15 protein-coding genes are annotated in these 13814 nt (G+C 69.8%); 8 read left to right on the forward strand and 7 right to left on the reverse strand.

Translation table 11 applies throughout. From position 1 onward, the window contains the following. A partial coding sequence (locus ACWDR3_RS44290; RefSeq protein WP_450358370.1) for a phosphomethylpyrimidine synthase ThiC occupies positions 1 to 1063 on the reverse strand: 1063 nt, incomplete at its 3' end. 263 nt (positions 1064 to 1326) lie between these two features. Here ACWDR3_RS44290 and ACWDR3_RS44295 point away from each other — a divergent pair. Next, positions 1327 to 3189, forward strand: coding sequence for a YibE/F family protein (locus ACWDR3_RS44295; protein ID WP_450358371.1), 1863 nt, complete (start codon positions 1327 to 1329; stop codon positions 3187 to 3189). A 96-nt stretch (positions 3190 to 3285) separates the two neighbouring features. On the opposite strand, the gene ACWDR3_RS44300 is transcribed toward ACWDR3_RS44295, so the two are convergent. From ACWDR3_RS44300 to ACWDR3_RS44315, 4 genes are all read right to left on the reverse strand, one after another. Beyond that, positions 3286 to 3723 carry an SsgA family sporulation/cell division regulator gene (locus ACWDR3_RS44300; RefSeq protein ID WP_123999012.1) on the reverse strand — a complete coding sequence of 146 codons (438 nt, stop codon included), beginning with the start codon at positions 3721 to 3723 and terminating at the stop codon, positions 3286 to 3288. 110 nt (positions 3724 to 3833) lie between these two features. After that, positions 3834 to 4667 (reverse strand): IclR family transcriptional regulator, encoded by an 834-nt coding sequence (locus ACWDR3_RS44305; RefSeq protein WP_450358372.1) that lies wholly within the window; start codon positions 4665 to 4667, stop codon positions 3834 to 3836. Between the two features lie 643 nt (positions 4668 to 5310). After that, positions 5311 to 5523, reverse strand: coding sequence for a DUF5326 family protein (locus tag ACWDR3_RS44310; protein ID WP_123999010.1), 213 nt, complete (start codon positions 5521 to 5523; stop codon positions 5311 to 5313). 192 nt (positions 5524 to 5715) lie between these two features. Then, the gene (locus ACWDR3_RS44315; RefSeq protein ID WP_450358373.1) at positions 5716 to 6033 is read right to left on the reverse strand and encodes a cupin domain-containing protein; all 318 of its coding nucleotides are present in this window, start codon (positions 6031 to 6033) and stop codon (positions 5716 to 5718) included. 59 nt (positions 6034 to 6092) lie between these two features. Here ACWDR3_RS44315 and ACWDR3_RS44320 point away from each other — a divergent pair, with 59 nt between their 5' ends. From ACWDR3_RS44320 to ACWDR3_RS44340, 5 genes are all read left to right on the forward strand, one after another. After that, entirely contained in the window at positions 6093 to 6470 is a 378-nt protein-coding gene (locus tag ACWDR3_RS44320; RefSeq protein WP_450358374.1) for a phage holin family protein, read from the forward strand. Between the two features lie 7 nt (positions 6471 to 6477). After that, on the forward strand, positions 6478 to 6969 hold the full coding sequence (locus ACWDR3_RS44325) for a low molecular weight protein-tyrosine-phosphatase (protein WP_450358375.1): 492 nt from the start codon (positions 6478 to 6480) through the stop codon (positions 6967 to 6969). Beyond that, complete coding sequence (locus ACWDR3_RS44330; protein ID WP_450358376.1) at positions 6966 to 8120, forward strand: cystathionine gamma-lyase; 1155 nt, start codon at positions 6966 to 6968, stop codon at positions 8118 to 8120. Before ACWDR3_RS44325 ends, ACWDR3_RS44330 begins: the two co-directional genes overlap by 4 nt. A 228-nt stretch (positions 8121 to 8348) precedes the next feature. Further along, positions 8349 to 9251, forward strand: coding sequence for a LysR family transcriptional regulator (locus ACWDR3_RS44335; protein WP_450358377.1), 903 nt, complete (start codon positions 8349 to 8351; stop codon positions 9249 to 9251). A gap of 88 nt (positions 9252 to 9339) precedes the next feature. Next, complete coding sequence (locus tag ACWDR3_RS44340) at positions 9340 to 9822, forward strand: NUDIX domain-containing protein (protein WP_450358378.1); 483 nt, start codon at positions 9340 to 9342, stop codon at positions 9820 to 9822. 31 nt (positions 9823 to 9853) lie between these two features. Here the strand turns inward: ACWDR3_RS44340 and ACWDR3_RS44345 are convergent, their stop codons facing one another. After that, on the reverse strand, positions 9854 to 11287 hold the full coding sequence (locus ACWDR3_RS44345; RefSeq protein ID WP_450358379.1) for a globin domain-containing protein: 1434 nt from the start codon (positions 11285 to 11287) through the stop codon (positions 9854 to 9856). 298 nt (positions 11288 to 11585) lie between these two features. After that, positions 11586 to 12218 carry an HAD family hydrolase gene (locus ACWDR3_RS44350; RefSeq protein ID WP_450358380.1) on the reverse strand — a complete coding sequence of 211 codons (633 nt, stop codon included), beginning with the start codon at positions 12216 to 12218 and terminating at the stop codon, positions 11586 to 11588. A gap of 180 nt (positions 12219 to 12398) precedes the next feature. Here ACWDR3_RS44350 and ACWDR3_RS44355 point away from each other — a divergent pair, with 180 nt between their 5' ends. Further along, entirely contained in the window at positions 12399 to 13265 is an 867-nt protein-coding gene (locus ACWDR3_RS44355) for a GNAT family N-acetyltransferase (protein ID WP_450358381.1), read from the forward strand. A gap of 35 nt (positions 13266 to 13300) precedes the next feature. Further along, a complete protein-coding gene (locus ACWDR3_RS44360) occupies positions 13301 to 13753 on the forward strand; it encodes an N-acetyltransferase family protein (protein WP_450358382.1) in 453 nt (150 codons plus the stop codon). Positions 13754 to 13814: the final 61 nt, after the last annotated feature.

The raw sequence follows: 13814 nt of genomic DNA on the forward strand, positions 1-13814 counted from the left end.
GCGCCGCGTAGGCCTCGTTGATCTGCCGCACCACGTCCTCGCCGATCGGATCGCCGTCGCCGAAGCGGGTGTTGAAGGGCAGTCCGTCGGAGCCGCCGCGCGAGACGATGCCGGTCTTGCGGTTGGCGGTCAGCGGGACGTACGGGAGGCGTACGCCCGCGTGGACCGTCATGTAGTCCACGCCCTGCTCGGCCTGTTCGACGACCGTGTCCTTGTAGATCTCCCAGGTCAGCTCCTCGGCCCGGCCGTCGACCTTCTCCAGCGCCTGATAGAGCGGCACGGTGCCGATGGGGACGGGGGAGTTGCGCAGCACCCACTCGCGGGTGGTGTGGATGTTGCGGCCGGTGGACAGGTCCATGACCGTGTCGGCGCCCCAGCGGGTCGCCCAGGTCATCTTCTCGACCTCCTCCTCGGTGGAGGAAGTGACCGCGGAGTTGCCGATGTTGGCGTTGACCTTCACCAGGAACCGCTTGCCGATGATCATCGGCTCGATCTCCGGGTGGTTGACGTTGGCCGGCAGCACCGCGCGGCCCGCCGCGATCTCCTCGCGGACCACCTCGGGCTCGACCTTCTCCCGGATGGCCACGTACTCCATCTCCGGTGTGATCTCGCCCCGTCGCGCGTAGGCGAGTTGGGTGACCGCGCTGCCGTCACGGCTGCGGCGCGGCTGGCGCGGTCGTCCGGGGAAGACCGCGTCGAGGTTGCGCAGACCGCCGCGCGGTGCGGTGTGCTTGATCCCGTCGTCCTCGGGGCGGACGGGACGACCCGCGTACTCCTCGGTGTCGCCGCGCGCGATGACCCAGTTCTCCCGCAGTGGCGCCAGTCCCCGCCGGACGTCGGTGTCGACGAACGGATCGGTGTACGGGCCGGAGGTGTCGTACAGCGTGACCGACTGCCCGTTGGTGAGGTGCACCTGACGGACCGGCACGCGCAGATCGGGGCGCGAGCCCTCGACATACCCCTTGTGCCAGCCGATGGACTTCCCGGTCTCCGTGGACTTTTGGCCCTCGACGGGCGGTTCGTCCTGGCTGGAGACAGGCGTGCGTGCGTCCTTGATGGTCATGAGACCTACTCCCTACGCCGGCATTACCCGGTAACAGGTTCAGCGGTCGACGCAGCGGCTTCCGTCTGTCGACGTTTCGTGTGGAACATCACTCGACTCGAATTTCGTCGATCGACGTTCCACGTGAAACATCGCTGGGACGGAGGTCAGCGCCCTCTCAGCCCGGTGCTCCGAGCTCCCGCGTGTGCAAAGGTGCCTCCACGCTAGCGTCAATTCGGGCGCGGTGAACAGAGGGCCTCTTTCGTTCTTGCGATGATCGGGCGGTGACCACCACGAATCAGCCTCCATACCCGCCACCGGACCCGCGCCGCGGCCCGGGCCCCGGTCATGGCCCCGGGCGTACCCCCGGGCGGGGGTACGGCGAGGGCGCCGACGGCCGTGGGTACGGCAGCGGTGGCAGGGGTGACGGCGGCTCCAACGGCCGTGGATACGGCGGTGGTTTCGACGGCGATTCCGGTGGCGGGTTCGGTGAAGGTGCCGGTGGCGACTTCGGCGGGAGGCCTGGTCAGGGGCCCAACTCGGGTGACGGGCGCGGTCAGCGGCCCTCCTCTGGAGGCGGGCGCGGCCAGCAGCCCTCCCCGGGAGGCGGGCGCGATCAGAGACCCCCTTCGGACGGCGGGCACGGCCACGGGCACGGTCATGGCGGCGGGGACGACCACGGTCACGGTCACACCCAGGGCCAGGGCCAGGGTCCAAGTGATGGACACGGGCATGGGCCCGATCCCGGCGAGGGACACGGGCACGGCTCCGGGTCCGGGTCCGGCGGTGGTCACGGGCACAGTCACGGCCCCGCGGCCCCAGTCTCCAAGCACCTGCGCAAGGTCATCGCCGCGATCCTGATCCCGTTCACCGCGGCCGTGGTGGTCGGGCTCGTGGTGCTGTGGCCCGGCGGTGCCCCGGCGCACGAGCGCACCGGCGTCGGCTTCGACCGGCAGACCCAGCAGGCGACGGTCACCAAGATCCAGAGCCTGAGCTGCAAGTCGGTGAACGCCTCGTCCGGTTCGTCGACCGGTGACACCTCCACCGCCGAGGGCAGCTCCGCCCAGCAGGAGGAGAACGGCACCTGCAAGAAGGCGACCATCCGCGTCGACACCGGCAAGGACAAGGGCCGTACGTTCACCGAGATCGTGCAGCCGGACCAGTCACGGCAGTTGCACAAGGGCGAGAAGGTCGTCGTCGCCTACGAGCCCTCGGCACCCAAGGACCTGCAGTACTCGGTCACCGATGTGAACCGCCGGATCCCGATGGGCGTGCTCGCCGGCATCTTCGCGCTCGCCGTCGTGGTGGTGGGCCGACTCCGCGGCATCATGGCCCTGGTCGCGCTGGCGATCAGCTTCATGATCCTGAACTTCTTCATCCTGCCCGCGATCCTCCAGGGCTCGAACCCGCTGCTCGTGGCGGTGATCGGGTCCAGCGCCATCATGCTGATCGCCCTGTACATGTGCCACGGCCTGTCCGCCCGGACATCCGTGGCGGTACTGGGCACGCTGATCTCCCTGGTGCTGATCGGCGTGCTGGGCTCGCAGTTCATCGGCTGGGCCGCGCTCACGGGCAACACCGACGACAACACCGGGCTGATCCATGGCCTGTATCCGTCGATCGACATGAGCGGTCTGCTGCTCGCGGGCGTCATCATCGGCTCGCTCGGTGTCCTCGACGACGTGACGGTCACCCAGACCTCGGCGGTCTGGGAGCTGCACGAGGCCAACCCCTCGATGGGCTGGCGCGGGCTGTACCGCGCGGGCATCCGCATCGGCCGCGACCACATCGCGTCCGTGGTCAACACGCTCGTCCTCGCCTACGCGGGCGCCGCGCTGCCGCTGCTGCTGCTCTTCTCGATCGCGCAGAGCAGCGTCGGGGCGGTCGCCAACAGCGAGTTGGTGGCGGAGGAGATCGTGCGGACCCTGGTCGGCTCGATCGGCCTGGTCGCCTCTGTGCCGGTCACCACGCTCCTGGCGGCCCTGGTGGTCTCGGCGGACCGCCCGACGGCGGAGAAGGCCGCGGTGACGGCCACGGCGGTGCCCACGGGCCCGAGCGGCGGTCCGGCCTCCGCCCCGAATCCGGCGACCACCGACACCGCTCCCATCCAGACCCGCACGGGACACGGACGGCGCCGCAAGCGCTGAGCGGTCGGGAAGCGTCACCCTCGTAGACAGGCAGAGAAGAAGCGTTACTGCACAGCCTCGTAGCGCCGGACTGTCCGAACGCACACCGAGACATGATCAGCCCGCGCTCTGCTCCTCCGCCAGGATCCGGTCCAGCGCCTCGTCGAGATGGGCGTCGAAGTCGGCGAGCGAACCCTCCTGGCCGAGCGGCACCAGCTTGTCGGTGCGGTCGAGGAAGGCGATGACCGGCGCCGTCGACGACCGGAACAGCGCGTGGTCGCCGCCGACCTGAAGCCGGATCAGCAGCTCACCGAGGGAGTCGGGGTCGGCGGGCGAGACCCGTACGTCACCCTCTCCGGTCGGCCGGCCCACCCCGTCGATCAGCAGCTCGCGGCCGAAGGCCCACGTCACCGGGGCGTCGCCCGGCAGATGGAAGGTCAGCCGCACGGCATAGGGATCACAGGATTCGTAACTCAGCTCCACCGGGATACGGAAGGAGAGCTCCTCGGAGACGAGGAAGCTCATCATGACCTCTGCCTGTACGGACTCGCGCATCGCCTACCCCGTCACTACCCCGTCATATGCCACTGATTGGCCAGGAATGATCCCTCTGACGCTGCTGGCATCTTGCTTAAAGTAGGCGACAGATCACAAGGAGTGAGTTTTCAGATACTGATAGAGATCGCCAGTGACCCCAGCAACCGCCCTACCTCGCTCTGCAGTTGCCGTGTCGCGGCCGCCAGTCGATCGGCCTGGTGCGAGGGGAGAGAAATGGCCATCGTGGCCGCCGTCGTGCCCACGGTGATGGGGATCGCCGCGCAGACCGTGCCCAGCGCGTACTCCTGCCGCTCGACTACCGGTTCCATCCGCCGGGTCCGTTCGAGCCGCCTCAGCAGGGTGTGGTCGTCACGCACGGTGTACGGGGTGATCGACTGCACGGGGTAGCGCCCGAGGTGGTCGCGGCGGGCGTCCTCGTCCAGTTGGGACAGCAGGCACTGCCCGATCGCGTGCGCGTGCGCGGTCTCGCGGAAGTCGGCCCACTCCTCGACCGCCGGATTGCCCGGAGTGTCGGAGACGCACACGACCTCGATCTCGCCGTCCCGGTACACGGCGTAGTACACGGGCACGCCGATCGTGTCCCGCCAGTGGGCCAGCGCGTCGACCATCGTGCTGCGACGTTTCTGCTGGGCCGCGCTGCTGCTCAGCCGCTCGGCCGCGTCGCCGAGGAAGAACAACCCCTTGTCCCGACGCAGATAGCCCTCGTGCACGAGGGTGCGCAGCAGGTGATACGCCGTCGGGAGCGCCAGGAAGGTCTCTCGGGCCAGTTGCTTGGCGGGGGCTCCGTGCGGGTGGTCCGCGACGCATTCCAGCAGCCGCATCGCCCGCTGGACGGATCCGATGAGGGTGGCGGCGGCTTGGGGGTGTGCATGGGGGGCTGGGGGCGCCGTGGGCCCGTGCGCGGAGCCTGGCGGCGCCGTGGGCTCGTGCCCGGATTCCACGGACCCTGTATGCCTGGGTCCCGGAGGACTGGCGAGCCCGGATTCCGGAGACCCCACGCGCTCAGGTCCCAGATGCCTGTCGTGCCCGGATCCCGGAGGACTGACGGGCTCAGATTCCCGAGGCCCCCCGCGCCCAGGTCCTAGAAGCCTGGCGTACCCAGATCCCGGAGGGCTGGCATGCCCGGGCCCCGCAGGACCGGCGAGCTCGGATCCCGGGGACTCCACGCGCTGAGGTCCCGAAGGACTTCCGTGCCGGGACACCGGATGCGCTGTCTCCTGTTCGACCGCCGGAGGCATCGGCGCGCATTCCTGGCTCGACGGGCCCGGCTGCTCGGGTGGGCGGATCGGGATCGGGATCGGGCGTTCCGACGGCGGGGTCGCCGTCGGGGGTGTGGCTGGGGGTGCGTGGGGGGCGGTGGTTGCGGTGCCGGTGCCTGCCGTGGCCAAGGGTCACTCCCGGAGCGCGAGGGGGCAGCCCGTGCGGGGGAACACGGGTGGGGGTGTACGCCGCTCGCGGGGTCGTCCCCGCGTCGAATTCCGGACTCTAACCGTCCGTCACCGCGCGCGGACGGCCCGCCGGAAAACTTCCCTCGCGCGAGGGAACCGGTGATTCCTGTTACCGATCACCGGTGTCCCACGTGCCTCACCAGTCGCTGCGCGACGAGGAGCTCGACGTGAACTTCCGTACGACGTAGATCAGTCCGCCGACCAGGGCCACGAAGACCAGTGCCTTGAAGAGCAGTCCGATGACGAAGCCGACCACGGTCGCTATCAGTCCGCCGAACACGACCAGGGCGATGACCGGCACCGCGATCCACTTCACCCACCAGGGCAGTGTCGAGAAGATCTCTCCCATAGCTGTCGTCCTTACCTCTCCGCCCGTCGCTGGTGCCGGGTCCGTCGATGACCCGGGCTTGTGACGCCGGATCCTTCTGTTGTCCTGCCAGTTGTCCTGCAATCGATGCTAGGGCCGACAGGGGCCCCGGCGGGGGCCCGGCATCCCTTGTCCTCCCCTGATCGATCCCCTAGGGAACCCCGAGGCGCGGCCTCAGCTCTCGGGCGGAGAGAACACCACGAGGACCCGCAGATCCTCGCTGATGTGGTGGAACTTGTGGGCCACCCCCGCGGGCACGTACACGACGCTGCCGCGTGCCACCTGGGTGGTCTCCATGCCGACCGTGATCGCGGCCCGGCCGCTGACCACGAAGTACACCTCGTCCTGCTTGTGCGGCTGCTGCGGGTCCTGGCTGCCCGCGTCGAGCGCATAGAGGCCGACCGACATGTTCCGTTCGCGCAGAAACTGCAGGTAGGCACCGTCGTTGGCGGCGCGTTCCGCCTCCAGTTCGTCCAACCGGAATGCCTTCATGGCCCTTGTCGCCCTCGTCCCACTGCTCGTTTCCGATCTCGTCTGCCACGATCAGACACATGAAGAATTTCGTAGTCAAGACGATCGCCAACGCGGGCGCCCTGGCGGTCGCCGTCTGGCTGCTCGACAAGATCACCCTGACCGGTGACAGCACGGGCAAGAAGGTCTGGACCCTGCTCCTCGTCGCCCTGGTCTTCGGGGTGGTGAACTTCCTGGTCAAGCCGATTCTGCAGGTGCTGACCTTCCCGCTGTTCATCCTGACGCTGGGCCTGTTCACGCTGATCGTCAACGCACTGATGCTGCTGCTCACCTCGTGGCTGGCCGACAAGCTGGACCTGAGTTTCCACGTGGAGGGCTTCTGGACAGCCGTCCTGGGCGGTCTGATCATCTCCATCGTCTCCTGGGCGCTCAACGTCGTCCTGCCCGACGGGGACTGAGCACGCGATGACGTACCGCGTCTGTTTCGTCTGTACCGGCAACATCTGCCGTTCCCCGATGGCCGAGTCCGTCTTCCGCGCCCGCGTGGCGGAGGCCGGGCTCGGTGACCAGGTCGAGGTCGACAGCGCCGGCACCGGCGGCTGGCACGAGGGCGACGGTGCCGACCCGCGCACCGTCGCCGTGCTGGAGGAGCACGGCTACGAGGGCGGGCACACGGCCCGGCAGTTCCAGGCGTCCTGGTTCGCCCGCCACGACCTGGTCGTCGCCCTCGACGCCGGCCACCTCAGGGCCCTGCGCCGCCTCGCACCCACCCCGGAGGACGCGGCGAAGGTGCGCCTGCTCCGCTCGTACGACCCCGCCGCAGGCGACGACCTTGATGTACCGGACCCGTACTACGGGGGCCTGGACGGCTTCGAGGAGTGCCTTGAGATGGTGGAGGCGGCGAGCGAGGGCCTGCTCGCCGCGGTACGTGAGCAAGTGGAGGGACGGGCGGCATGAGTGATTCCGCTGCGGGAGCGCCGATACACGGCGGCGGTGACGGCACGCGCGCGGTGCGGGCGGGGCTGCCCGAGCCGGTCAGGCACGAGCCGACCCTGCCCGGGCCGGTGTTCGCCGCCCACTTCCATCTGCCGGGCGAGGCGACCGGACCGTACAAGTACGGCCGGGACGAGAACCCGACCTGGACGCATCTGGAGCGCGCCATCGGCGAGCTGGAGGCGCCCGGGCAGGACGACGTCGAGACGCTCGTCTTCGCCTCCGGGATGGCCGCCATCTCGTCGGTGCTCTTCTCCCAGCTGCGCGCCGGCGACACGGTCGTCCTGCCGAACGACGGCTACCAGGTACTGCCCCTGGTGCGCGAGCAGTTGGAGGCGTACGGCATCGAGGTGCGCACGGCGCCGACCGGCGACGACGCCCAGCTGGACGTGCTGGACGGCGCCAAGCTGCTGTGGATCGAGTCGCCCTCGAACCCCGGGCTGGACGTCTGCGACATCCGGCGGCTCGTCGAGGCGGCACACGCGCGTGGCGCCCTGGTCGCCGTCGACAACACCCTCGCCACGCCGCTGGGGCAGCGCCCGCTGGAACTCGGCGCCGACTTCGCCGTGGCCAGCGGCACCAAACAGCTCACCGGGCACGGCGACGTGCTCCTCGGGTACGTCGCCGGCCGCGACGCCGAGGCGATGACCGCCGTACGCCGCTGGCGCAAGGTCGTCGGCGCGATCCCGGGGCCCATGGAGGCCTGGCTCGCCCACCGTTCGATCGCCACTCTCCAGCTCCGCGTCGACCGGCAGTGCGCGACGGCCCTCACGGTCGCCGAGGCGCTGCGGGAGCGGCCCGAGGTGACCGGGCTGCGCTATCCGGGGCTGCCCGACGATCCCGCGCACAAGGTGGCCGCGCGGCAGATGCGCCGCTACGGGTGTGTGGTCTCCTTCACGCTGCCCACGCGCGCGCGTGCCGACGGTTTCCTGGACGCGCTGCGGCTCGTGGACGACGCGACGAGTTTCGGCGGGGTGCGGTCCACTGCCGAGCGGCGGGGGCGCTGGGGCGGGGACGCGGTGCCGGAGGGGTTCGTCCGGCTGTCGGTCGGTGCCGAGGATCCCGAGGATCTGGTGGCGGACGTGCTCCGTGCGCTGGACGAGTCGGCGCGGTGACCGGTTTACGGCGGTCCTGTCCACGGCCCTCTACGCACAACGGACGGTCCGAGCCTCCCCCCTCGTGGCTCGGACCGTCCCCGGTTCCGCGCGCGAAGAACCGCGCGACCAAGGCTAGTTGACTCTGTGTCAGTGTCCAATCACAGTAGCGACAGAGACCTATCGACTTATTTATAGTTGGGCCCTGCCCGGGGCCGGGAGTGGGGCAGGGAAAGGGGAGGGCGTGCCATGGATCTGGCCTTGCTGCGCACTTTTGTGACCGTGCACCGGGCCGGCTCCTTCACTCGGGCCGCCGCGCTGCTCGGCCTGTCGCAGCCGGCCGTGACCTCGCAGATCCGCACGCTGGAGCGGCAGTTGGGCCGCCCGCTGTTCCTGCGGCAGGCCCGCGGGGTGACGCCGACGAGTATCGGCGACGAACTCGCGCACAAGGCCGCCCCGCACCTCGACGCCCTCGTGGAGATCACGGAGACCGGCCTCGACGAGGACTCCTCCCTGCGCACCCTGCACCTCGCCGGTCCCCCGGAGTTCACCGCCGAGCGCGCGCTGCCCGCCCTCACCGAGCTGACCGGCGAGGACAGCCAGGGCTTCGCGCTGCGCACCTCGTTCGGGACCGCGGAGGAGACCCTGGAAGGGCTTGCCGCCGGGCATCACGATCTGGCCATCAGTACGGCCCGTCCCCGGGGCGCGCTGCTCACGGCGACTCCGCTCTGCGACGAGGAGCATGTCCTGGTCGCCGCCCCGCGCCGGGCCGAGCAGATCCCCGGCAAGCCGCGCCGGAAGAGCGCGCCCGCGCTGGAGAACGTCCCCGTGATCGAGGTGCACGAGTCGCTGCCCTTCGTCTCCCGCTACTGGGCCGCCGTCTTCGACTCCCGTCCGGCCACTCCGGGCACGGTCATCGTGCCCGATCTGCGGGCGGTCCTCGCCTGCGCCGTCGCGGGCGCGGGAATCGCGGTGCTGCCCCGCTATCTGTGCGCCGCCGCCCTGGAGCGCGGTGACGTCCTGGCCCTGCACGAGCCCGCGGTGCCGCCGCTGCGGACGTACTTCTTGGTGGTCCGCACCGGCACGTTGGCGATGCCACATATCGCCCGTGCGCACGACTGGCTGCTGCGGTCGGCGGCCGACTGGTGCTGACCAGGCCTTTTGTCGCGACTACTCGGGGAGCTCGGCCGGTGACGCCCTGCGATGTTTCACGTGGAACCAGCCGGGCCACATTTCTCCCATGACCGTCCGACCCGTGGTCAAGCGCACCGCCCGTGCCGTTCTGCTCGACGGTGACTACCTGATCCTGATCAAACGCACCAAGCCCGGCGTCGATCCCTACTGGGTGACCCCCGGTGGCGGAGTCGAGTCCGAGGACACGACCGTCGTCGAAGCCCTCCATCGCGAAGTGGACGAGGAACTCGGCGCCAAGATCACCGATGTGGTGCCCTGCTTCGTGGACACCGTCGAACACATCGGCAAGGACGCCGCCACGACCGGCGTGAAGGTGCAGCACTTCTTCGTCTGCCGCCTGGAGTCCATGGACACGTCCCTGCGCCATGGCCCCGAAGTGGACGAGCCCGCCGGGGAGTACGAGATCGTCCGGGTGCCGTTCACCCGGGTCGGGATCGCCTCCGTCCATCTCGTGCCGCTGTCGCTGCGGCACTACCTGGACGGGAACATCGAGGGCGTACGCGCGATGCACGCGCCGGACCTCGGCTGACCCCGGGCCTGCGTCAGTCCCCGGCGCCCCTTCAGTCCCCGGCGCCGACGAGTTCCTCCACCGAGTCGTGCCGTATGCGCTCCGCTGGGATCCCGACGCTCCTGAGCGCGTCCACTCCGCTGCGGATCATGCCGGGCGGCCCGGAGAGATAGGCGTCGTAGCCGCTCCACGGCCCGTACTGGCGGATGGCGTCGGGCAGTTGGAGATGCGCCTGCTGGTCGATGATCGCGCGGACCGTGAGCCACGGGTGGGTCTGCTGGAGCCTGAGCATCGTGTCGATGTCGTACAGGTCCTGGTCGGTGCGGGCGCCGTAGAACACCTCGACCGGACGCCGTTCGCCGTGTTCGGCGACGTCCTCGACCATCGCCCTGATGGGTGCGATGCCGGTGCCGCCGCCGAGGCAGAGCAGGCCGCTGTCGGTCGTGTGGTCGACGGTCATCGAGCCGGCCGGCGGGCCGAGGCGGAGGATGTCGCCGGGCCGGGAGCGGTGCACGAGCGCGTTGGAGACCCAGCCCGCCGGCACGGCCTTCACGTGGAACGTCAGCAGACCGTCGTGACGAGGCGCCGAGGCGAAGGAGTAGTGCCGCCAGATCCGCGGCCACCACGGCGTCTCCACGCTCGCGTACTGGCCGGCGAGAAAGGGATAGGGCTGGTTGGGGCGGACCGTGAGAACGGCGACGTCCCGGGTCCTGAGGTCGTGCGTGACGATCTCGGCGTACCACCAGGCCGGGGCGCGCAGTTCGTCCGCGGCGGCCGCGTCGATCATGACCTGCGAGATCGTCGTGTACGTCCGGACCCAGGCGGCCTCCATCTCCGGGTGCCAGACGGCGGACGCGTACTTGCTCAGCGCGCCGATGAGGCACTCGCCGACGGCCGGGTAGTGCTCGGGGCGGGTGCCGTACTTGCGGTGGCCCCGGCCGAGATTCTGCAGATAGTCGACGAGGACGGGGGTGTTGTCGACGTGCTCGGCCGCGGTGAGCAGCGCCTTGAGCAGCCGGTCCCGCTGGGTGTCCATCGCCGCCGGGAACAGCGACCGGAGGTCGGGGTGGCGGACGAAGAGCAGCGCGTAGAAGTACGAGGTGACCTTGTCGGCGACCGGCGCGACCTCCGCCATCGTCCGGCGGATGAGGACGGCGTCCGGCGAGGCCTGCTCCGCACGGGCCGGTACGGCCGTCTGCGGGGCGGCGGGGGCGGACTGCGGGGTGGCGGAGGTGGAGCGCTGGGCGGGGACGTACGGGTCGGCTGCGGGGGCCGGCGCCACCGGTCGCCCGGCGGGCTCCCGCCGCTGGCCCGGGTCGATGTCCGCGGTGGGCCTGCCCACCGGTCGCATCGCGGCGAGGCGGTTGCCCTCGGAGGCCTCGCGCTCACCGCCCTGGGGGGTCTCCGGCTGCGTGTGCGACGTGAACCAGCCGGCCCCGCCGCCGGCCGTGCCGTTGTCGCCCGACGTGGTGGTCGGAGCGTCCATGGTGTGCCTCGCCTCGAACATCTTTCGGTCGGTCTGCGCACCTCCTCGATCGGAAGATGCCTGCTTCCCCCGCAGACGGCTTGCTCTCCCCGTTTCCCCCAACGGCCAACACAGCCACATTCAAACCGTGTTCACATTCCGTACTGACTGGTAAGCCGAGAGTGTGACATTGGCCGCAGCGCTCTCCGCGCCCCTTGCTCCCGGCGAACCGGAGTCGACCATACCGGCCGTCACGTCGATCACAAGTCCGGCCTTCCCTCACCCTGATGGGAAGGGGCCGAAGCATCAATTCCTTCAATTACCGGGCGTGGCGCACCAATTCATAGGCTTCCCACAGATCCATGCCCATGTACGAGTGTGTCGCGAGACCGGACAGGTGGAGATCCGCATTGACCGCCACGGAAGTCGACACCGCACCGAACAGGTCCTTGTCCGAGAATGAGTCGCCATATGCGACGCAGTCGGCGGACGTCACTCCGAACTCCTCACACAGTCGCCTGGCGATCTCCACTTTCGCCGCGGCACTGAGCAACCCGACGGGATCCACGGGCTGGGTGAACGGCACGGCCGGGAACAGGGATCCATGCGCCGCGTGCGCACCCCAGCCGGTGAGCCGTTCCACGAAGAAGGACGGGGACAGGGAGACGACGGCGCAGTAGTCGCCCTCCTGCCGGATCGCCGCCCAGACCTCCCGGATCCGGTCCAGCCACGGCGCTTGTTCGAAGGCCGCCGCCACGTGGGCGTCGGTGAGATCCGTCCAGAGCTCACGCACGCTGGCCGCGTACTCCGGCGGACCGATGAGCCCCGCCGAGATCGCCTTGTCCAGAGCCACCGTCTCGGCTTCCAGCCCCAACTGCCGTGAGATCTCCACGGGCGCCGAGGTGCCGTACAGCAAGGTGCCGTCGAGATCGAAGAGATGAAGTCGCGCCATGGTCACCGAGACTAGTCCGGCGACTCTGCGGTTCTTCGGCGGCGGTGTTTCACGTGAAACACCGGCCGTTGTCGGCTCTGTGTACGGTCGCCCACGACATGGCCAAAACCTCGTGTCCCTGCCTGAGAAGAACCGGAAAGCGGTGGACGACGAGCCCACCCGTCAGACAGCCTGACCTGCGTGCCGACTCCTTCTCTCGCCGCTCTTCCGATCCGCCGTCTGACGCTTCGCGATCTCACCGCCTGCGCCGACTTGTCCGAGGACCGGGGGTGGCCGCGCGAGGAACACAAGTGGGGCTTCCTCCTCGCATCCGGGAAGGGTTACGGGATCGACGACCCCGACGGCGGTCTCGTCAGCGCCTGTGTCGTCACCGAGTACGGGACGCAGGACCGCCCCGGTCTGGGAGCCATCGGCATGGTGCTGGTCGCCGAACGGCATGCCCGTCAGGGCGTGGGACGCCGGCTGATGCGCCACCTCGTCTCGGCGATGGGCACCACCCCGCTGACCCTGCACGCGACCCCCTACGGCCGCCCGCTCTACGAGGAACTCGGCTTCAAGGCCATCGGCCGGGCGGAGATGCTTCTCGGGCACTTCACGCCCGGCGGACCGGAACCGAAGGTCGTCACGCGCGCGGCCACCGCGGAGGACCTCACCTCGATCCTCCGGCTGGACGAGGAGGTGTTCGGCCTGGACCGCACGCACATCCTCACCCGCCTCCCCGCCTTCGCGGACCAGTTGCGCGTCGCCGAGCGGGACGGCCGGCTCATCGGCTACGCGGCGGCCTGGCCCAACATGGAGACCCATGTCGTCGGCCCGCTGATCGCCCACGACACCGAGACCGCACAGGCGCTGCTCACCTCCCTCGCCGCCCGCACCGACCGCCCCCTGCGCACCGACATCGACGTACGCCACGAGGAGCTGCTGGCGTGGGTGAAGGAACGCGGTCTGGCCTCCGTCGCCGAGAACGCGGTCATGACCTACGGCATCGCGGAGCTCCCCGGCGACTGGACCAGGCGCTTCGCCCCGCTGACGGTGGCCGCCGGCTGAGCCGGACCGCGGGCCGCTGTGCATAGGCTGCGGGTATGGGAGATCTTGAGATACGGCCCGCCACGGCGGACGACGTGCCCGTGATCGTCGCGATGCTCGCCGACGACCCGCTCGGCGCCCAGCGTGAGTCTCCGGACGATCCAGCTCCGTACCTGGCCGCTTGGGAGCGCCTGGCGGCCGACCCGAACCAGCATCTGGTCGTCGCCGTTCGTGAGGACCGGGTCGTGGGCACGCTTCAGCTCACGGTCATCCCCGGTCTGTCACGCCGGGGCGCCACGAGGTCGATCATCGAGGGCGTCCGCATCCATGCCGATGAGCGCGGCAGCGGCCTGGGCACGCAGCTCATCGAGTGGGCGGTCGACGAATCCCGGCGCCGGAACTGCCAGTTGGTCCAGCTGACCTCCGACGTCACCCGCACCGACGCGCACCGCTTCTATGAGCGGCTCGGCTTCACGGCCTCGCACGTGGGCTTCAAGCTTCAGCTGTGAGGTTCGGCCGGGTGTCGTGTTTCCGCCGGTGTCGTCCCCTTCCGCCGAGTCCGGGAAGTCG

This window comes from Streptomyces sp. NPDC001002 (assembly GCF_053599215.1).